At 64.6% G+C, this 18457-nt stretch carries 21 protein-coding genes and 1 pseudogene; 15 read left to right on the forward strand and 7 right to left on the reverse strand.

The annotated features are described in order from the left end of the window. Window positions 1-122: 122 nt before the first annotated feature. The 11 genes from AC2FL1_RS09770 (at window position 123) to AC2FL1_RS09820 (ending at window position 9883) form a co-directional block, all read left to right on the forward strand. The gene (locus AC2FL1_RS09770; protein WP_496876783.1) at window positions 123-1076 is read left to right on the forward strand and encodes an isopenicillin N synthase family dioxygenase; all 954 of its coding nucleotides are present in this window, start codon (window positions 123-125) and stop codon (window positions 1074-1076) included. Window positions 1077-1106: 30 nt separating this feature from the next. Next, window positions 1107-2228: an alanine racemase gene (alr, locus tag AC2FL1_RS09775; protein WP_496876784.1), complete on the forward strand. Its 1122-nt coding sequence runs from the start codon at window positions 1107-1109 to the stop codon at window positions 2226-2228. Next, a complete protein-coding gene (locus AC2FL1_RS09780; protein ID WP_234136200.1) occupies window positions 2225-3007 on the forward strand; it encodes an MlaE family ABC transporter permease in 783 nt (260 codons plus the stop codon). Before alr ends, AC2FL1_RS09780 begins: the two co-directional genes overlap by 4 nt. Then, window positions 3004-3753 carry an ABC transporter ATP-binding protein gene (locus tag AC2FL1_RS09785; RefSeq protein WP_496876785.1) on the forward strand — a complete coding sequence of 250 codons (750 nt, stop codon included), beginning with the start codon at window positions 3004-3006 and terminating at the stop codon, window positions 3751-3753. Before AC2FL1_RS09780 ends, AC2FL1_RS09785 begins: the two co-directional genes overlap by 4 nt. Window positions 3754-3806: 53 nt before the next feature. Then, the gene (locus AC2FL1_RS09790) at window positions 3807-4250 is read left to right on the forward strand and encodes a paraquat-inducible protein A (protein WP_496828704.1); all 444 of its coding nucleotides are present in this window, start codon (window positions 3807-3809) and stop codon (window positions 4248-4250) included. A 169-nt stretch (window positions 4251-4419) separates the two neighbouring features. After that, the gene (radA, locus tag AC2FL1_RS09795; protein ID WP_496828706.1) at window positions 4420-5781 is read left to right on the forward strand and encodes a DNA repair protein RadA; all 1362 of its coding nucleotides are present in this window, start codon (window positions 4420-4422) and stop codon (window positions 5779-5781) included. Between the two features lie 42 nt (window positions 5782-5823). After that, window positions 5824-6378 (forward strand): CvpA family protein, encoded by a 555-nt coding sequence (locus AC2FL1_RS09800; protein WP_234136195.1) that lies wholly within the window; start codon window positions 5824-5826, stop codon window positions 6376-6378. 245 nt (window positions 6379-6623) lie between these two features. Continuing rightward, window positions 6624-7196 carry a Hint domain-containing protein gene (locus AC2FL1_RS09805; protein WP_496876786.1) on the forward strand — a complete coding sequence of 191 codons (573 nt, stop codon included), beginning with the start codon at window positions 6624-6626 and terminating at the stop codon, window positions 7194-7196. A 123-nt stretch (window positions 7197-7319) separates the two neighbouring features. Further along, entirely contained in the window at window positions 7320-8804 is a 1485-nt protein-coding gene (gene purF, locus AC2FL1_RS09810; RefSeq protein WP_496876787.1) for an amidophosphoribosyltransferase, read from the forward strand. A 143-nt stretch (window positions 8805-8947) separates the two neighbouring features. Beyond that, on the forward strand, window positions 8948-9196 hold the full coding sequence (locus tag AC2FL1_RS09815; RefSeq protein WP_234183226.1) for a hypothetical protein: 249 nt from the start codon (window positions 8948-8950) through the stop codon (window positions 9194-9196). A gap of 42 nt (window positions 9197-9238) precedes the next feature. Then, window positions 9239-9883 (forward strand): SDR family NAD(P)-dependent oxidoreductase, encoded by a 645-nt coding sequence (locus AC2FL1_RS09820; RefSeq protein ID WP_496876788.1) that lies wholly within the window; start codon window positions 9239-9241, stop codon window positions 9881-9883. A 54-nt stretch (window positions 9884-9937) separates the two neighbouring features. Here the strand turns inward: AC2FL1_RS09820 and AC2FL1_RS09825 are convergent, their stop codons facing one another. Continuing rightward, window positions 9938-10780, reverse strand: a complete 843-nt coding sequence (locus tag AC2FL1_RS09825) for an ATP-binding protein (protein ID WP_496876789.1) — start codon at window positions 10778-10780, stop codon at window positions 9938-9940. A gap of 851 nt (window positions 10781-11631) precedes the next feature. Between AC2FL1_RS09825 and AC2FL1_RS09830 the strand changes: the two genes are divergently transcribed. Beyond that, entirely contained in the window at window positions 11632-12180 is a 549-nt protein-coding gene (locus AC2FL1_RS09830; RefSeq protein WP_496876831.1) for a HAMP domain-containing protein, read from the forward strand. Then, window positions 12071-12552, forward strand: a pseudogene (locus tag AC2FL1_RS09835) (adenylate/guanylate cyclase domain-containing protein); the annotation flags it as partial. The gene AC2FL1_RS09830 and the pseudogene AC2FL1_RS09835, both read left to right, overlap by 110 nt. A gap of 63 nt (window positions 12553-12615) precedes the next feature. Here AC2FL1_RS09835 and tatC read toward each other — a convergent pair. From tatC to AC2FL1_RS09850, 3 genes are read right to left on the reverse strand one after another with little or no spacing between them, the layout of a single operon-like run. Then, complete coding sequence (gene tatC, locus AC2FL1_RS09840) at window positions 12616-13557, reverse strand: twin-arginine translocase subunit TatC (RefSeq protein WP_496876790.1); 942 nt, start codon at window positions 13555-13557, stop codon at window positions 12616-12618. Next, window positions 13554-14012, reverse strand: a complete 459-nt coding sequence (tatB, locus tag AC2FL1_RS09845) for a Sec-independent protein translocase protein TatB (RefSeq protein ID WP_234136189.1) — start codon at window positions 14010-14012, stop codon at window positions 13554-13556. The genes tatC and tatB overlap by 4 nt, the downstream gene beginning before the upstream one ends. A gap of 6 nt (window positions 14013-14018) precedes the next feature. Next, on the reverse strand, window positions 14019-14234 hold the full coding sequence (locus AC2FL1_RS09850; RefSeq protein ID WP_234221518.1) for a twin-arginine translocase TatA/TatE family subunit: 216 nt from the start codon (window positions 14232-14234) through the stop codon (window positions 14019-14021). A 225-nt stretch (window positions 14235-14459) separates the two neighbouring features. On the opposite strand from AC2FL1_RS09850, the gene AC2FL1_RS09855 reads away from it, so the two are divergent. Beyond that, complete coding sequence (locus tag AC2FL1_RS09855; protein ID WP_496876791.1) at window positions 14460-14759, forward strand: hypothetical protein; 300 nt, start codon at window positions 14460-14462, stop codon at window positions 14757-14759. A gap of 65 nt (window positions 14760-14824) precedes the next feature. After that, on the forward strand, window positions 14825-15490 hold the full coding sequence (locus AC2FL1_RS09860; RefSeq protein WP_496876792.1) for a helix-turn-helix transcriptional regulator: 666 nt from the start codon (window positions 14825-14827) through the stop codon (window positions 15488-15490). 138 nt (window positions 15491-15628) lie between these two features. Here the strand turns inward: AC2FL1_RS09860 and AC2FL1_RS09865 are convergent, their stop codons facing one another. The 3 genes from AC2FL1_RS09865 to surE form a co-directional block, all read right to left on the reverse strand. After that, window positions 15629-16819, reverse strand: a complete 1191-nt coding sequence (locus tag AC2FL1_RS09865; RefSeq protein ID WP_496876793.1) for a peptidoglycan DD-metalloendopeptidase family protein — start codon at window positions 16817-16819, stop codon at window positions 15629-15631. A gap of 78 nt (window positions 16820-16897) precedes the next feature. Then, window positions 16898-17545, reverse strand: a complete 648-nt coding sequence (locus tag AC2FL1_RS09870; protein WP_234136184.1) for a protein-L-isoaspartate(D-aspartate) O-methyltransferase — start codon at window positions 17543-17545, stop codon at window positions 16898-16900. Further along, window positions 17542-18324, reverse strand: coding sequence for a 5'/3'-nucleotidase SurE (surE, locus tag AC2FL1_RS09875; protein ID WP_496828732.1), 783 nt, complete (start codon window positions 18322-18324; stop codon window positions 17542-17544). Before surE ends, AC2FL1_RS09870 begins: the two co-directional genes overlap by 4 nt. Window positions 18325-18457: the final 133 nt, after the last annotated feature.

Here is an 18457-nt window from a genome sequence, read left to right on the forward strand (position 1 = left end):
GTCTTTCCCCCTTGCCACTCCGGGTGATCCTGGCCCGGCATTTCGGCCACCGCCGCAAGCGGTTTGCAGGTTAGCGACGGGTCTCGCACGCCCGTTTCCCCGACCCGCAAAGAGAGAAAGACATGACCGAATTCACCGAAATCCCTGTCATCCGGCTGGGCAAGCGCCCAGATGCCGAAATCGCCGCCGAGTTCCGCGCCGCCTATGGCGCCACCGGCTTTGGCTATGTCACCGACCATGGCATCGACCCTGATCTGATCGAGGCGCTGTTCGAGGCATCCCGCCGGTTTCATGCTCTGCCGCTTGAGCAGAAGATGGCCATCGCGGTCGACCGCAGCCATCGCGGCTATATTCCGATCAACAGCTCGACCGACGTGAACTCGACGCTCGCCACCGTGACCAAGCCGAACCAGTCGGCCAGTTTCATGATGATGCGAGAAGCCGCCGTGGCAGATCCGGACGAATATCTGTCAGGCCCAAATCGCTGGCCCAATCTGGACGGGTTCCGCGACACGCTGGAACAATACAGCGCCGCGATGAGTGCCCTAGGCAACCGATTGATGAGAATCGCACTACAAGCCGCTGGCATTACTGAAACAAATATTATGAACGCGTTTGAGATCCCGACCCTGTGGCTGCGCCTGCTGCATTACCCACCGCAGCCCCCGGCCAGCCCGGACGATCTCTATGGCTCTGCTCCTCATACCGATTTCGGCTGCCTAACCCTGCTGGCGCAGGACAGTGTCGGCGGGCTTCAGGTGCGCACCCCGGCGGGCCAGTGGGTCGACGTGCCCCATCGCCCTGGCGCGCTGGTGGTCAATGTGGGTGACATGCTGCACCGGATGTCGAACGGACGGCTCAAATCAACCCCGCACCGGGTGATCAACCGTTCGGGACACGAACGGTTCAGTTGCCCGTTCTTCTACGATCCGCATGTGAATACGGTGATTGAACCGCTTCCGGGAACCGGCGCGCCGAAATTTCCGCCGCTGCTTTTTGGCGATTTCCTCAGATCCGAGCTTGAAGCCGCCTATGACGCCCACAAACCCGCGTGCGCGAACGCCAATTCCCCTTGACCCCCGCGCCCCCCATGGCATGAACGGGGCATGAGTACCGCACATCTGACCATCGACCTCGACGCGCTTGCCGACAACTGGCAGGCGCTGGATGCCCGCACCGCCACCGAGACCGCCGCCGTGGTCAAGGCCGATGGCTATGGCCTTGGGGCTGGCCGCGTCGCCGCCCGCCTGGCCCGTGCCGGGGCCCGCAAGTTCTTTGTCGCCGCAGCCGAGGAAGGCGCCGCAGTGCGCAAGGCGGTCGGACCCGAACCGATGATCGGTGTCTTCTCGGGCCATATGGAAGGCGACGCCGGCATTCTTCGCGCCAACCGGCTGACCCCGATGATCAACTCGGTCGACCAGATGCTCCGCCACGTGGAGCAGTTGCCGGGCCACCGCTTTGGCATCCAGCTGGACACCGGTATGAACCGACTGGGACTGGAGCCTGAAGACTGGAGACACCTGCGCGAGATCGCGCTGCGCCAGAACCCGGTTCTGATCATGTCGCATCTGGCCTGTGCCGATGATCCAGACCATGACATGAACCGAGAGCAATTGCGCGTTTTCAAAGAGATGACGGACGGAATTAAAGTTCCGCGCTCACTGGCGGCCACGGGTGGTATCCTGCTGGGGCCGGATTATCACTTTGACCTCTGCCGCCCCGGCGTCGGCCTCTATGGGGGCGAACCGTTCGACGAGGCCAAGGCGGTCGTCACCCTCGACCTGCCGGTGATTCAGGTGCGCGACGTGGCCGAGGGCGAGACGGTGGGCTATGGCAACAGCTGGACCGCTCCACGCGCGTGCCGCATAGCCACTGTGGCGGCGGGCTATGCGGACGGGCTGCATCGCGCCATGGGGCGCGGGATCACGCTCTATGCTGGCAAGGTCGCCTGCCCGTTGGTGGGCCGGATCTCGATGGATCTGATCACTGTCGATGTCAGCGCACTGGAACACGAACCCGCCAGCCTGCAACTGCTCAACCGGCTTCAGACCGTTGATGATCTGGCCGAGGCCGCAGGTACCATCGGCTATGAAATCCTGACTTCGATGGGCCGACGGTATCGCCGCAGCTATGTCAGCCACTCGGCCAGCGCCGAGCGCGCCGTCGAATCGATCCGCGACAAGTTGCAGCGCCGCCCCGACCTGTTGCCGCAGAGCATCGCGGAATGAGCCCGCTTGCGCTCCTGGCGCGGCTGGGCCGGCTGGTCCTGTCGGTTCTGGCCAGCTTTGGCCGGGTGACGCTGTTTGCGCTCGACGCGGTCAGCCATATCCTGCGCCCGCCCTATTACCCGCGCGAACTGGCGGTTGCGCTGCTGAATATCGGCTGGCTGTCGCTGCCGGTGGTGGGTCTGACCGCCATCTTTACTGGCGGTGCGCTGGCCTTGCAGATCTATGCAGGTGGCGCCCGTTTCAACGCCGAGGCGGTGGTGCCGCAGATCGTCGCCATCGGCATGGTACGCGAACTGGGGCCGGTGCTGGTGGGGCTGATGATCGCGGCGCGCGTCACCTCCTCGATCGCGGCCGAGATCGCCACGATGAAGGTGACCGAGCAGATCGACGCGCTGGTAACGCTGTCGACCCATCCGATGAAATACCTGACCGCGCCCCGGGTTCTGGCAGCGCTGATCACGGTGCCGTTGCTGGTGGGCATCGGCGATATCATCGGCATCATGGGCGGCTACACCGTGGCGGTACAGAATCTGGGCTTCAACGCCGCCGCCTATCTGCAAAACACCGTCGATTTCCTGGAAACCCGCGACGTGGTTTCGTCGCTGGTCAAAGGCGCGGTGTTTGGCGTCATTGCGGCGGTCATGGGCTGTTATTACGGGATGAACTCGGGCCGTGGCGCCCAAGGCGTGGGCCGTGCCACCAAGGGCTCGGTCGAGGCGGCGGCGGTGCTGATCCTGGCGGCCAACTTTGTTCTGACGGGGGTGTTCTTCTCGATATGATCCGGATGGAGAATGTCCACAAGGCCTTTGGCCCCAACCACGTCTTGCAGGGGATGAACCTGCATGTACCGCGCGGCACCTCGATGGTGATCATCGGCGGCTCGGGCACCGGCAAGTCGGTGGCGCTGAAATGCGTGCTGGGGCTGATCAAGCCCGACAGCGGCAAGATCTATGTCGATGGCAAAGATGCCGCCGATACCAGCGACCGCGATGCGTTCCTGGCCCGGTTCGGGATGCTGTTCCAGGGCGGCGCGCTGTTCGACTCGCTGCCGGTCTGGCAGAACGTGGCCTTTCGCCTGCTGCGCGGCTCGCTGAAGCGTCCCCAGGCCGAAGCCCGAGAAATCGCCATCGAGAAACTGCGCCGTGTCGGGCTGAAACCCGACGTGGCCGACCGCTTTCCGGCGGAACTCTCCGGCGGCATGCAGAAACGCGTGGGCCTTGCGCGCGCCATCGCCGCCGAGCCCGAGATCATCTTCTTTGACGAGCCCACCACGGGCCTCGACCCGATCATGGCCGGCGTGATCAACGAGCTGATCCGAGAGATCGTGACCGAGATGGGCGCCACCGCGATGACCATCACCCATGACATGACCAGCGTGCGCGCGATTGCCGACAACGTGGCGATGCTGCATGGCGGCGTGATCCAATGGACCGGCCCGGTGGCGCAGATGGACGATAGCGGCGACCCCTATCTGGATCAGTTCATCCACGGTCGTGCGGAAGGGCCAATCGAGGCGGTGCGGTGAGCGGCCCAGCAGAAAATTCAACGAATTTTCAGGACCACCGCCTCAAATCGCCCTTGCCCCTCCGCCTCGCCACCCTCTCGCTGCTGATCCTCTATCCCATCGCCTGGTTCGCACCGCTGATGCGCGCGGGTTTGCTGCCGATCTTCGGCCTTTCCGAGATCAGCGTGATCACCGGGCTGCAAAGCCTCTGGGCCTCGGATGTGGCGCTGGCACTGATCGTCACCGCATTCGCCCTTTTCGCGCCCTATCTCAAGACCATAGGCACCGCCCTGATCCAGTGGAACCTGCTCGATCCTCGGGCACAACCCGCGCTGCATATCCTGGGCAAGCTCGCCATGGCCGATATCTTCCTGATCGCGCTCTACATCACCCTGGCCAAGGGCATCTCCTATGCCACCATCGAGGTCGCCTGGGGCCTCTATCTCTTCACCGCCTGCATCCTCGCGTCCATCACGCTGGGCCTGCTGACCGAACGCCAGCAAAAACAAACACCATAACCCCTTCCTCTTGCCCAAAATATCCCGGAGCGCGAGGCAGAGCCTCGCAAGAAACCGCCGCGACAGCGGCGCCCGGCCCAACTCCCGCAGGCGTCCCGCCAGGGGCGCCCGAGGGGGGCGGGAGCGCTCCGCTCTTGAGGTGTCGCCAAAGACAGGGCACTAAGCGCGTATGGCAAAACCCTCTTTCTCCTGCTCCGCCTGCGGAGCGTCCTTCACCAAATGGTCGGGCCGCTGCGAAGGCTGCGGCGAATGGAACACCATCTCCCAGGATGCGGGCCTGTCGGTGGGTCCGGCCAAGACATCGCTCGGCGCCAAGCGGGGCCGGGCCGTGACGCTTACCGATCTCGCCTCGGAAGAGACCCCGCCGCCCCGCGCGCTGTCGGGGATAGACGAGCTGGACCGGGTACTGGGCGGCGGGCTGGTGCCCGCCTCGGCGATCCTGGTGGGCGGCGATCCGGGTATCGGCAAATCCACCCTGCTTTTGCAGGCGGTTGCCGCCTTTGCCCGCAAGGGATTGAAAACCCTCTATGTCTCGGGCGAAGAGGCCAGCGCCCAGGTGCGCATGCGCGCGCGCCGACTGGGGCTGGCGGATGCGCCTGTGCAACTGGCCGCCGAAACCAACCTGCGCGACATCCTTACCACTCTCGAGGCCGAAAAACCGGGTCTAGTCATCATCGATTCGATCCAGACCATGTGGGCCGACAATGTAGACAGCGCACCGGGCAGCGTGTCCCAGGTGCGCGCCTCAGCCCATGAGTTGACCACATTCGCCAAGCGCACCGGCATCTCGGTGATCATGGTGGGCCATGTCACCAAGGAGGGCCAGATCGCGGGCCCCCGCGTGGTCGAACACATGGTCGACACCGTGCTCTATTTCGAGGGTGAGCGCGGCCATCAGTTCCGCATCCTGCGCAGCGTCAAGAACCGGTTCGGCGCCGCCGACGAGATCGGCGTCTTCGAGATGACCGGCGCCGGGCTCTCTGAGGTCACCAACCCTTCGGCCCTGTTCCTCAGCGAGCGCGGCGCCCCCAGCCCCGGTTCCGTGGTCTTTGCCGGGATCGAAGGCACCCGCCCCGTGCTGGTCGAGTTGCAGGCCCTTGTCGCCCCCTCGCCCCACAGCCAGCCGCGCCGCACCGTGGTGGGCTGGGATGGCGGGCGGCTGGCGATGATCCTCGCTGTGCTCGAGGCGCGCTGCGGCATCCCCTTTGCCGGGCTCGATGTCTATCTGAACGTGGCGGGCGGGCTGAAGATCTCGGAACCGGCCGCCGATCTGGCGGTGGCCGCCGCGCTTCTCAGCGCGCGCGAAGACCGGGCGCTGCCCGGCGATACGGTGATTTTCGGCGAAATTTCCCTCTCGGGCGCGCTTCGACCCGCAAGCCAGACGGAAAACAGGTTGAAAGAAGCGCAAAAACTTGGTTTCACCTCAGCCATCGCTCCGGCGGGCGGCAAGACCGGTACCCTTGAGGGGCTGGCGATGACCCGCCCCACCGATCTGGTCGGCTTTGTCGGCGAGTTCTTCGGAGCCGGATAACACCGCCCCCAAAGGGCAGCAAGGAACGGACAGGCGAGGGCCATGGAAGGTTTCACCATCATCGACGGGGTCGTTGCCCTGATCATCGTGCTTTCGGCGCTGTTGGCCTATGCGCGCGGCTTCGTGCGCGAGGCCATGGCCATCGCAGGCTGGATCGCGGCTGCGGTACTTGCCTTTCTGTTTGCGCCCAAGGCGATGCCGCTTATCCGCGAATTGCCGGTGGTGGGCGAGTTCCTGACCGACAGTTGCGAATTGTCGGTGATTGCCGCCTTTGCCGCCGTATTCGCTCTGGCGCTGGTGGTGGTCAGCTTCTTCACCCCGCTGTTCTCGTCGCTGGTACAGCGTTCCGCTCTCGGCGGGCTGGACCAAGGGTTGGGCTTCATCTTTGGCGTGGCGCGCGGCGTGCTGCTGGTGGCGATTGCCTTCTTTGTCTACGACACCGTGATGACCGGGCAGAATTTCACCATCGTCGACGAGAGCCGCTCGGCCCAGGTCTTTGCCCGGATGACCGGCAAGATCGAGCAACAGAACCCTGAGGCCGCGCTTGGCTGGGTCACCCAGCAATACGAAGGGCTGGTCGGCACCTGCGCCCAGTAACCGTTCGCGTCTGGCGCGAATCGCATTCGAACGCCCGCCCGGCTACGCCGCGCGGGCTTTCTCTTGGTTAACAGGACATTACCCCACGTTCTCGGGCATGGGGGGAATCCCGCAGCTGGGGCATGACTGTTCCGGCGCTGGCAACGGTTCTCGGATTTGGCCTTAATCGTGTCGAAAATTCGGCGGAATTCGGACCCCCTTCTGGCGGCAGTCCAGAACAGACGTCAGCGACAGGAGGACCCCCGATGCTGCTCTCTCATGATACTGCCTTTGCCCGCTTTGCCGCCGTAGCCCCCGCCCTGACGCCTCCGGTTCCCGGTCTGCCTGCCGGTACCCTGCTGGAAACCGAAACCGGCTGGTCCACAATCGAGGATATTCGCGCCGGTGACCGGGTGGCCACCATCGACGGCGGGTTCTGCAAGGTCACCGCTGCCCATGCGGTGACTGCCGCGCCCGCGCCGCTCTGGTGTATTCCCGGCGGCACGCTGGGCACCTGCTCGGACCTGCTGTTGCCCGAGGGGCATTTCCTGGCCCTGAACGGCCCCGACTGCCGCCGCCTGTTCGGCCTGCCCACCGTGCTGGCCCCGGTGGCGGCGCTGGCCGGGTTCGCGGGCATTCACAAGCGGCCCGCCGCGCCGCTGCCCGCCCATGACCTGCGCTTTGCCGAGGAAGAGGTGGTCTGGGCCCAGACCGGGGCCCGCATCCTGATGCCCGGCGAGACCCCCGCCCGCCATTTCCATCGCCTCGACTATGGTCAGACCCGCGCGCTGCTGATGCTGCGCAGCGGTGGCAATCTGGCCCCCGACCTGGCGGCGTGACCAGGAAGGGCAAGCACCCGTTTTCTCGCGGCCTGTCACGAAAGAATTTATGATCCTTTCGTGACACCCGGGGCCAGAGGCAGTATGTGGGGCCTGACCTGAAACGGAATCGGAGCTGCCCCCGTGCAAAGCCCGCAGACGCCCGCCCCGCGCTTTCCCATTGCCCATCCCTTTGACGACGACAAGCTGCGCGAGGAATGCGGGATATTCGGGGTGATCGGCGTTCAGGACGCTGCCAGTTTCGTGGCGCTTGGCCTGCACGCGCTGCAACACAGGGGACAAGAGGCCGGCGGCATCGTCACCCATGACCCCGAACAGGGGTTCAACTCGGCCCGCCGCTTTGGATATGTTCGCGACAACTTCACCTCGCAATCGGTGATGGAGACCCTGCCCGGCCCGCTGGGCATCGGCCATGTGCGCTATTCCACCGCCGGGTCCAAGGGTCAGACCCAGATCCGCGATGTGCAGCCCTTTTTCGGCGAGTTCGCCATGGGCGGCGCGGCGATTGCCCATAACGGCAACATCACCAATGCCAATGCCCTGCGCCGCGAACTGATCGAGCGCGGCTCGATCTTTCAATCCTCGTCGGACAGCGAGTGCATCATCCACCTGATGGCGCGCTCCTTGCAGCGCACCATCCCCGAGCGGATGGAGGACGCGCTGCGCCGGGTCGAGGGCGCGTTTTCGGTCGTGGCGATGACCCGGACCAAGCTCATTGGCGTGCGCGACCCGCTGGGCGTGCGGCCGCTGGTTCTGGGCAAGGTCGGCGATGGCTGGGTTCTGTCCTCGGAAACCTGCGCGCTGGATATCATCGGCGCCGAGTTCATCCGCGAGATCGAACCGGGCGAGATGGTGGTGATCACCGACAGCGGTGTCGAAAGCCATTTCCCCTTCCGCCCGCAACCGTCCAAGTTCTGCATCTTCGAACATGTCTATTTCTCGCGCCCCGATTCGATCCTGGGCGGGCGCAGCGTCTATGAAACCCGCGAGGCGATCGGTCGCGAACTGGCCAAGGAAAGCCCGGTCGAGGCCGATCTGGTCTGCCCGGTGCCCGACAGCGGCACCCCGGCGGCGATCGGCTTTTCGCTGGAAAGCGGCATTCCCTATGCGATGGGGATCATCCGCAACCAGTACATGGGCCGCACCTTCATCGAGCCCACCGAGCAGATCCGCAACATGGGCGTGCGGCTGAAGCTGAACGTGAACCGGGCGCTGATCCGCGGCAAGCGGGTGATCCTGGTCGACGATTCGGTGGTGCGCGGTACCACCAGCCGCAAGATCAAGGACATGATCCTGGATGCGGGCGCCAAGGAGGTGCATTTCCGCATCGCCAGCCCGCCCACCGCCTGGCCCTGTTTCTATGGCGTCGACACGCCCGAGCGCGAGAAACTGCTGGCCGCCACCATGACCGAGGACGAGATGCGCACCCATCTGGGGGTGGACAGCCTGAAATTCATCTCGCTCAACGGGCTTTATCGCGCCGTGGGCGAGACAAATGGCCGTGACAGCGCCTGCCCGCAATATTGCGACGCCTGTTTCTCGGGCGAATACCCGGTTCGGCCCTCGGACATGATCGAAAAGGGCTTTTCGCTGAAAGCCGCCGAATAGGCCGGGCGCAACGGCCCAAGAAAATTCGCCGAATTTTCTTGGCCACCGCACCGGCGGGATACTGCCGGGACGTGGATTGGCGACTTTCGCCCAGGGCGGTCCCCTGATAGAGCGCGCTGTCGAACAAATGGGCTGAAGACATCATGGCAAACGGAATCGTCGAAGAGGCCGCCACCCAGGCGGCGAAAATCCGTGCGAACGGCGTGACCGTTCTGGGCGTGTTCGGTGCTTCGGGCCATCTGCGCGCATTGGTGCGGCTGCCGGGAGGCAAGATTGAGGAAGTCTCTCCCGGTGACCGCACACGCGCGGGTGAGGTGCTTGGCATCGACGCCGAGGGTGTGGTGTTGCGGCATGGTGGCCGGACCCGGCGGGTCGATATCGCCGGCGGCTGATCCCCCCTTGACGCGACCGCCTGCCACCGTCAAACCGCAGCCATGACACAAGAGACCAAACTGGCCCTGATCACCGGTGCCTCGCGCGGGCTGGGCGCTGCCCTGGCCGAGGCCCTGGCCCCCACCCACCACATCGTTGCGGTCGCCCGTACCTCGGGCGCGCTGGAGGAACTCGATGACCGCATCAAGTCCCGCGGTGGCAGCGCCACGCTGGCGCCGATGGACATCACCGATCCGGCCGCCATGGCAACGCTCTGCCGTGGCATCCACGACCGTTGGGGGCGGCTCGACCTGTGGCTGCACACCGCGATTCACGCAGCGCCCCTGAGCCCGGCAGTATTCGTCGACCCCAAGGACTGGACCAAATCCATTGCGGTGAACGCCACCGCGACCTCGGTCCTGATCCCCTATGTGGCACCGCTGCTGGGCGAGGCCGGACAGGCGGTGTTCTTTGACGACCCCAAGGCCGGTGCCAAGTTCTATGGCGCTTATGGCGCCAGCAAGGCGGCGCAGATGTCGCTGGCCCGAAGCTGGGCGGCAGAGACCGAACGCACCGGTCCGCGCGTCACCATTGTAGAACCGGCGCCGATGGCGACCGCGCTGCGCGCCCGGTTCCATCCAGGCGAGGACCGCGCGGCGCTGACCCCGTGTGCGGACGAAGCAGCGCGAATCGTGACGTTGCTCTGAGCCCTATGGACGGGTCCGCCTCCGGCGGGAGTATTTGCGGCGGAATGAAAGGGATCAGCGCAGCGCGATGCCCTGACGGCCCGCCAGATCGGTGAAGAACTGCCACGCCACCCGGCCCGAGCGGGCGCCGCGGGTCGCCTGCCATTCGATCGCCTCGGCGCGCAGGGTGTCGGGAGCGACCTTTACCCCATAGGCGGCGCAGTACCGGTCGATCATCGCCAGGTATTCATCCTGATCGCAGGGATGGAACCCCAGCCAGAGACCGAAGCGATCGCTGAGAGAGACCTTTTCCTCGACCGCCTCGGAGGGGTTGATGGCGCTGGAACGCTCGTTCTCGATCATGTCGCGCGGCATCAGGTGGCGCCGGTTCGAAGTGGCGTAGAAGACCACGTTTTCGGGCCGCCCCTCGATGCCGCCATCCAGAACCGCCTTGAGCGATTTGTAATGCTGGTCATCATGGCTGAAGCTGAGATCGTCGCAGAACAGGATGAAACGTTGCGGCGCGGCCCGCAGGTGGTTGAGCAGGCGCGCGACCGAAGGCAGGTCCTCGCGTTGCAGTTCGACCAGTTTCAGCTCTGGGAAATCAGATTGAAGACTGCCATGCACCGCCTTGACCAGACTGGATTTTCCCATGCCACGGGCGCCCCAGAGCAGGGCATTGTTGGCGCCGTGGCCAGAGGCAAACCGACGGGTGTTGTCGAGCAGCGTATCGCGCGAGCGGTTGATACCCACCAACAGGTCGAGATCGACCCGATTGACTTGGGCCACCGGCTCCAGCCGGTCAGGGGAGACATGCCAGACAAAGGCGGGCGTGCAAGTGAAATCGGGCGCGCGCAAGGGCGCCGGCGCCATCCGTTCGAGGGCTTCGGCAATGCGGTTGAGCGCGTCGGTGTCCATGTCTCTCCTCCCTGCGGTCTGGCACAGAAACCATGTTCACGACCGCGCGGCAAGAGCCTGATCGCCCGGTTCGCAGGTTCTGACAAACGACGAAACGCCCCCGCATCTGACGAGCCACACAAGCACGAGGTTTGTCTGGATCCGCCACCTGTGCTTAGCTAGATCGGTCATGACCGTCTGGCGGAAGGGATTTGCCGCAATCGCCGCATCACGACCCGGACAAGACGGGCGCCCGGCCAAACTTCCTTGTGCGGGCAATCGCCGGCCTATCCCTCTCGATCCGGTCAAAGCTGCTGCCGGCGTTTCTGGGGGTAACATTGCTGCTGGCCGGATTGGCAGGGGTCGGGCTTGAGACGCTACGACAGGCCAATGCCCGAACGGAGAAGCTGTTATACGATCAGGACCGCATCGCCTTTTTCAACGATCAGCATGTCTATCTGAGCGATCTGGTTACCCTGGCCACGGCAATGGCCATCGACCCCAACGACGTGCAGCGTCAAAGGGCGAGCGGTTTCTTTCTCAACACCTCTTTTCTGCTCATCGAGGGGACCAACAATCTCGTGCTTCACACGGGTCAGGGGCTTCGCACATTCGGGCGGTCGGGGATACCCGACAATCGGGAGGTTTCAGACCTGCGTGCAGATGCAAAGCGCTTGCAAGCAATCGCCCGGCGCGCGGGCACATTGCGAGAAGACAGGGATTACAAGGCCGCGGGCGAAGTTGCCCGGCAAGAGTTCATGCCCATCGCGCTGCGCATGCAACGGGGCGCCTATTCCAAGGTGCAGGAGATCGAGGCGGAAATGGCCGAAACCGCACGAACCACGGCGCTTGCCTATGAATCCTCACGCGAAATGGTCATTGCCTCGGCCCTGGCCGTGATCGGAGCCGCCGTCCTGCTTGGCTATGCGATCTCAGGCTCGCTGGTCTGGCCTATCCGGCGGATCGGCGGCACGCTGCGGGCCATAGCTGGCGGAGATTTCGAGACCCGGGTCACGGTTGCCAATCGCGACGAACTGGGAGAACTGGCCCGCAACGAGAATGCCACCAGCGAACGTCTGGGCGACCTTTATGCCAAGGTCGCGGCGCAACGGGCCGAACTGGCGACCGAGCACGCGCGTTCGGAAAGGCTGCTGGGCAATCTGCTTCCGGCGCAGATCGCCGCGCGGCTGAAACAGGATCCCGACACGACGAGCGCCGACAAACTGCCGCTGGTGGCGATCCCTCGCCGTTCTTGTCGCCTTCACTCCACGCGCGGCCCGGATGACACCAGAGCAGATCGTCAACTTTCTCAATGGTATCTACTCGGAATTCGACAGCCTGGCCGAGCGACACGGGTTGGAAAAGATCAAAACCATCGGCGATTCCTACATGGTGGCCGCCGGCCTGCCGGTCGCCTGTGACGACCCTGCTCACCGGGTTGCCGGCATGCGCTCGACATGCTTGAGGTCGCCCGTTCCTTTGCCGACGGGACCGATATCCGCATTGGCCTACAAGCAGGTCCGGCTGTCGCGGGCGTGATTGGCCATCAAAAGCTGTTCTATGACGTCTGGGGCGAAACGGTGAATATCGCCAGCCGCATGGAAAGCCATGGAGAGCCAGGGCGCATAAAGGCCACCGGGCCAGTGCGGGACATGCTGGCAGACAGTTACGGGTTCGAACCGCGCGGACGGGTGAATATCGACGGTGTGGGGTTGGTCGAGACCTGGTGGTTGACAGGAAAACTGCCAGCGCCCCAGCATCCGGATGGCGCGACCGCGCCGGTTGGGAACTGAAAAGGCGCGCCGTCACAAGCGCGCCTTTTCATCGGTTTTCACGGTCTCGGTAAAGTGAGAGACCTACTTGCGCGCATCCTCTTCGCGCGCGTCCTGGTCGAACTCGGCCATCAACGGATCGTCGAACGCCTCTTCGTCGTCGTAATAGCCATCGGCCCGCAACTGCGCCTCGCGTTTCTTCTCCACCCGCGCCACAAGGAAGATCGAAATCTCGTAAAGCCCATAGACCACGGTGAACAGGATGATCTGGGTGACCACATCGGGCGGGGTTACCAGCGCGGCCAGGGTCAGGATCGCCACCATGGCGTATTTGCGCACGCTGCCCAGCCCCTCGGCACTGACCAGTCCGGCCTTGCCCATCAGCGTCAACAGAACGGGCAACTGAAAGCACAGGCCAAAGGCCATGATGAATTTCAGCGTGATATCGAGCGATTCGTTGACCTTACCGAAGAAGGTAATCTTGACCCCTTCGGAGGTTTCAGGAACCACCGCCACATCCGAGGGCACCGTGCCGCCGCCCCCCGTCAGCAGGTTGGCAAAGATCGAACTGACATCGGCAAAGCCCAGAAAGAACTGCATCGCCAGCGGCGTGACCACGAATTGCGCAAACGACGCCCCCAGCAGGAACATGAAGGGCGAGGCGATCAGAAACGGCAGGAACGCACCCTTTTCGGACCGGTACAGCCCCGGCGCCACAAAGCGCCACAGCTGATAGCCGATCACAGGAAAGGACAGCGCAAAGCCGAACACCATCGAAATGCGGAACAGCGTGAACAGATATTCCTGCGGCGAGGTATATTGCAGCGTGGGCGACGGATCGCCCAAGTCGCGCAGCGTTGCCTCGATCGGCGCCAAGAGGAACTGCAGGATCGGCTCTGCCACCGTAAAGGCCAGCACGATCCCCACGATAAAGGCCAGAACCGCCCGGATCAGCCGGGTGCGCAATTCGGCCAGATGCTCGATCAGCGGGGCTGAGGAATCGTCGATCTCGTCTGTCTTGCTCATGTCTCGGTTCCGGGTTTCAACGCCGCCTCGGCCTCTTGCGCCTTTTCAAGCTCGGCCGTGGCCTCGCGCAGGCGCCGCTCGGCAGCGACGCGCGCGGTGGCGGCCTGTATCTTCTTTGCCTGCTCGGCCCGCTCCGTCGCCAGCTTGCCGGTTTCGCTGTCAGGGTCGTATTTGGTGGGGTCCAGATCGGTCTTGAAATCGGTGGCCGCCTTGCGCACCCCGTCCATCGCGGTGCTGACAGGGTTGGTCGCCGCCTTCAGCCCCTTGGAGATATCCTTGACCCCCGCCTCGTCGGCGGCATCGTTCATGGCCCGGCTGAATTCACGTGCCAGCCCGCGGGCCTTGCCGACCCAGCGCCCGATATTGCGGAACAATACCGGCAGGTCCTTTGGCCCCACGACGATCAGCGCCACGACGCCGATCACCAGAAGCTCGCTCCAGCCCAGATCGAACATGCGCGGTTATGCCTTGTCCTTGTCGGCCTCGGGGGTGACGTCCTTGGCCACCTGGGCTGCGTCGTCCTCCAACTCCTTGCTGCCGTCGCTGACGCCCTTCTTGAAGGCGGTGATGCCCTTGCCGACCTCGCCCATGAGCGAGCTGATTTTGCCGCGTCCGAACAGGACCAGCACCACAACGGCGATAAGCAGAAGGCCGGGAAGACCGATATTGTTGAGCATGTGATCTCTCCTTGATCTCGTTGGGGCCTGCCGGCCCGCGCAAATGTCTCTGCCCCGGTCTACTCTTCTGATCTCGCGCGGCAAAGCTGGACAGGGTCCAGCAGGCCACGGAAAACCCGAAAAAACGACAAAGCGCCGGGACGGCGACACTCAACTGACAGGTTTATGTCAGTTGCAGGGGAATAGACCCAGCCTATCGCAACATGGACACAAGGAAAGCAGACCATGAAACAAACCGCGGAAATCGTCACCTTCGCACTGGCGCCCGGCGTGACCGAGGCCGAATTCGTCACCCTGAGCCAGGATACCGAACGCTTTGTGCGCGGGCTGCCGGGCTTTCAGCATCGCAGGCTCAGTCTGGGCGCCGATGGCCGCTGGACCGACTATGTCGTCTGGTCCGATGCAGCGGCTGCCGCAGCCGCGGCCAAGGCGTTTGAAAGCGCCGATTGTGCCGCCGCGCTCATGGTGGCAATCGCGCCAGAGAGTGTGTCCATGCGGCACGAAACAGTGCTCTGGCAGATGTAGACGCCTCGGTCAGGGCGCTCGTTTGCGCCTTGACCACCGCCCCCCGCCCGCGCGAAGGGTAGGCCATGCGCCGCACCGACCGCCTGTTCGACATCATCCAGATCCTGCGCGACGGGAAGCTGCACCGCGCGCGCGACATCGCCGAGCGGCTCGAGGTCTCGGTCCGCACCATCTATCGCGACATGGACACGCTGGTTGCCTCGGGCGTGCCGGTGGAGGGCGAACGCGGCGTTGGTTATTTGGTGCGCGAACAGATCACCCTGCCGCCGCTTAACCTGACGCCCGAGGAGCTGGAGGCGCTCAATCTCGGCATGGCCATCGTGGCCGAGGCCGCCGATCCCGATCTGAAGGCCGCCGCCCAGCGCCTGGCGGAAAAGATCGACGCGGTGCTGCCCACCCAGACCGTGGCCGAGGCCGATGCCTGGAAATTCGCGGTCTACCCTTTTGCCGATGCCGCCCGCGGGCTGGCGCATATGGCGCCGATCCGCGCCGCGATCAAGGCCCGCCAGAAGCTGCGGCTGATCTATCGTCGGATCGACGGGGAGCTTACAGAGCGCACCATACGCCCGCTGCATATGGAGTATTGGGGCCGGGTCTGGACGCTCACCGCCTGGTGTGAGCTGCGCGCGGGGTTCCGCGTGTTCCGCATCGACCTGATCGAAACGCTCAGCCCCCTGCCCGAACTCTTCCGCGACGAGCCGGGCAAGACCCTGGCCGACTACCAGCCCTGAGCGCGACAGGGGGCGCTGCCCCCGTCCTGCGGACTCCCCCGGAGTATTTGCGGCGAAATGAAGGGGCGGGTCTCCCTGCCGCTTCTTTCTGGTCGCAAATACTCCCGCCGGAGGCACGGGCCGCACGGCCCGTAACTGTCATTTCAGATAAGGTTCCGGATCGAAACTGTCGAAGCCCTTGCGCACCTCGAAATGCACATAGGCGTTCTCGCCGTCGCGCAAGCGGGCGATCTTTTGCCCGCGTTTCACGGTATCACCCTTGTTGACTTCGATCCCGTCCACATTGGCGTAGACCGTCAGCAGGTTGTCGGCATGGCGGATCACCACGATCGGCACCTGGTCGGCATCTGCGGTGATCGCAGCAACCGTGCCGCTCTCGGCGGCGCTGACCGCGCTGCCGGGCGCGCCGGCGATGTCGATCCCGTCATTCTTGCCCTTGGAATAGGGGCGCACGATCTTGCCCTTGACCGGGAATCCCAGGCGCGCATTGCTGCTGGCGGTGGGCTGACCGACCGACACATCGGGTTCCGCCGGCTTGGCGGCGGGCACCTTTTCCTCGGGCAGCGGCTTGGTTGCGCTGGGAGGCGTGGGCGTGGCCGACCCGGCCCCCGGCGCGCTGACCGCCGCGGTCGTGGTGGCGGCCGCGGCCTGTTTGGCGCTGGATTTCGGGGCTGGCTGATCCTTGACCGGGATCAGCAGATACTGGCCCTCGCGGATCGCGAAATCCGGACCCAACCCGTTCCATTCGCCCAACGCCTTGACCGGCACCTGATAGAGGCGCGAGATCGTATAGGCGGTCTCGCCACGCTCGACCTTGTGGCGCACAGGCTCGGGTGCTGCCGGTTTCGGCACGGGCTGGGCCGCGGGCTTGGCCGGTTCAAGCGCGGTGGTCTGGACCGGGGTCGTATCGGGGGCCTGGTCGATGGCGCTGCCGGCAAGGCTGGCGATATCGACATTGTTGCCCTGGCCGGACGGTTCCGCGACACGGCGCGGCAGCGCCAGCACCTCGTCCTCGCGCAGTCCGTCGGTCGGCTCCAGCCCGTTGAAACGGGCCACCTCGCCCACCGGCAGGCCGACCCGCTCGGACAGGGTCGCCACCGTGTCGCCGCGCTTGGCCACCGCCACCTGGTAATTGGGATACGAGATCACCCCACGCCCATCCGGTTTCGGCCGCGCGGCGGTGCGGGCGGTCTGGGCGGCTTCAGTCGTGTTGAACGCCCCGATCTGCCCGCGCAGATCATAATCCAGCGGCGCCTCGCAGGCGGCCACCAGGGCCAACGCGGAAAGGCCCATCATCGGGCGTGACAGAGTCCGGAACAAAGCGCTCATCATACAATCCTCAATGCCGCCCCCCATGTGGTCCGGGGGTTTGCGTCGTTCAATCTCTATTGGCGCGGGATATCCCCGTCACCCATCCTTGCCCAGCCCTTCGAGCAGAGGCACGAACCGGACCGGGCGCAATTCCTCATAGTCAAAGCCCTGTTCGGTGCGGCGCACCCGGATCAGTGTTTGAACCGTATCCGACTGCCCCACGGGCAGAACCATGATACCCCCGATCTTGAGCTGCGCCAAGAGCGGGCCGGGCGCATCCTCGGCAGCGGCGGTGACAATGATGCGGTCGAATGGTGCCTGATCGGGCAGACCAAAGGATCCGTCTGCGGTCATGGTGGTGATATTGACCAGCTGCAACTGCTGGAACACCAGTTGCGCCGCGCGCACCAACCGGGCGTGACGATCCACCGTGTAGACCCGCCGTGCCAGTTTCGCCAGGATCGCAGCCTGATAGCCGGAACCGGTCCCGACCTCGAGCACCTTGTCGCGCGGCGAGACCTCCAGCGCCTGGGTCATCAGCCCCACCACAGAGGGCTGACTGATGGTCTGGCCGCAGGCGATCGGCAGAGGCATATCCTCATAAGCGCGCTCGGAAAACAGGCCGCGCACGAACAGGCCGCGATCCACCTCTTCCATCGCCGCCAGCACCCGTTTGTCCGTCACCCCCTTGGAGCGGAGCGCGAACAGGAACTGCATCTTGGTTTCGGGATCGGGTCCGCTCATAGGGTCGCCTGCAAGGCCTCCAGCGCATCGTCCGCGGTCAGGTCCGCGCGCATCGGTGTGACCGAGACATAACCGTCAAGATTGGCCGCCGCATCGGTGCCCGGCGCGGTGCGCTGCTGCTGGTCGCCGCCCTTGATCCAAAGGAACCGTTTGCCCGCGGGCGACAGATGCGGCTCGGCGGAAAACCGCGTACCCTCGCGAAAGCCCTGGCGCACGGCACGGATTCCCTTGACCTCGGCGGCGGGGACTGGGGGGAAATTGACGTTGTAGAATAGCCGGTAATCTGGCCGTTCGTCAGGCCAGGTGTCGAGGATACGCCGGATCACCTGCGCCCCATGGCTTCGGGCAATCTCGAAAGGATCGGTGCGGCCATAGTTGCGCGGGCCGAAGAATTGCGAAAGCGCGATAGCGGGCAAGCCCTGCAATGCGGCCTCCATCGCGCCCCCCAGGGTACCGGAATAAAGCGCGTTCTCGGCGGCATTGTTGCCCCGGTTCACACCGGACAGGACCAGATCGGGCAACGCCTCTTTCATCACGTCATGCAGACCCGCCAGAACACAGTCAGCGGGAGAGCCTTCGGCGGCAAAGCGGCGCTCGCCCAGGCGCGCGATGAGCATCGGATGGGTATAGCTGATGCAATGGCCGACACCGGATTGCTCGAACGCAGGCGCAACGATCCAGACCTCGCCCCCTGGCCCCGCCAGTTCCTCGGCCACCTGCTCCAGCGCCGCCAGCCCCGGCGCGTTGATCCCGTCGTCATTGGTGATAAGTATGCGCATGTCGCCCCGCCCTGTTTGGCCCTTGATAGACGCCCCTCCACCGCGCGGCAAGCGCGCGCCGACGGACTGTTGCACGCCTGCGGCACCTGTGCCCTGCCTGCTATGAACACCCCTAACGAGGAAACACGTTCAG

The sequence above is a fragment of the Ruegeria sp. YKSF070 genome (genome assembly GCF_059612725.1).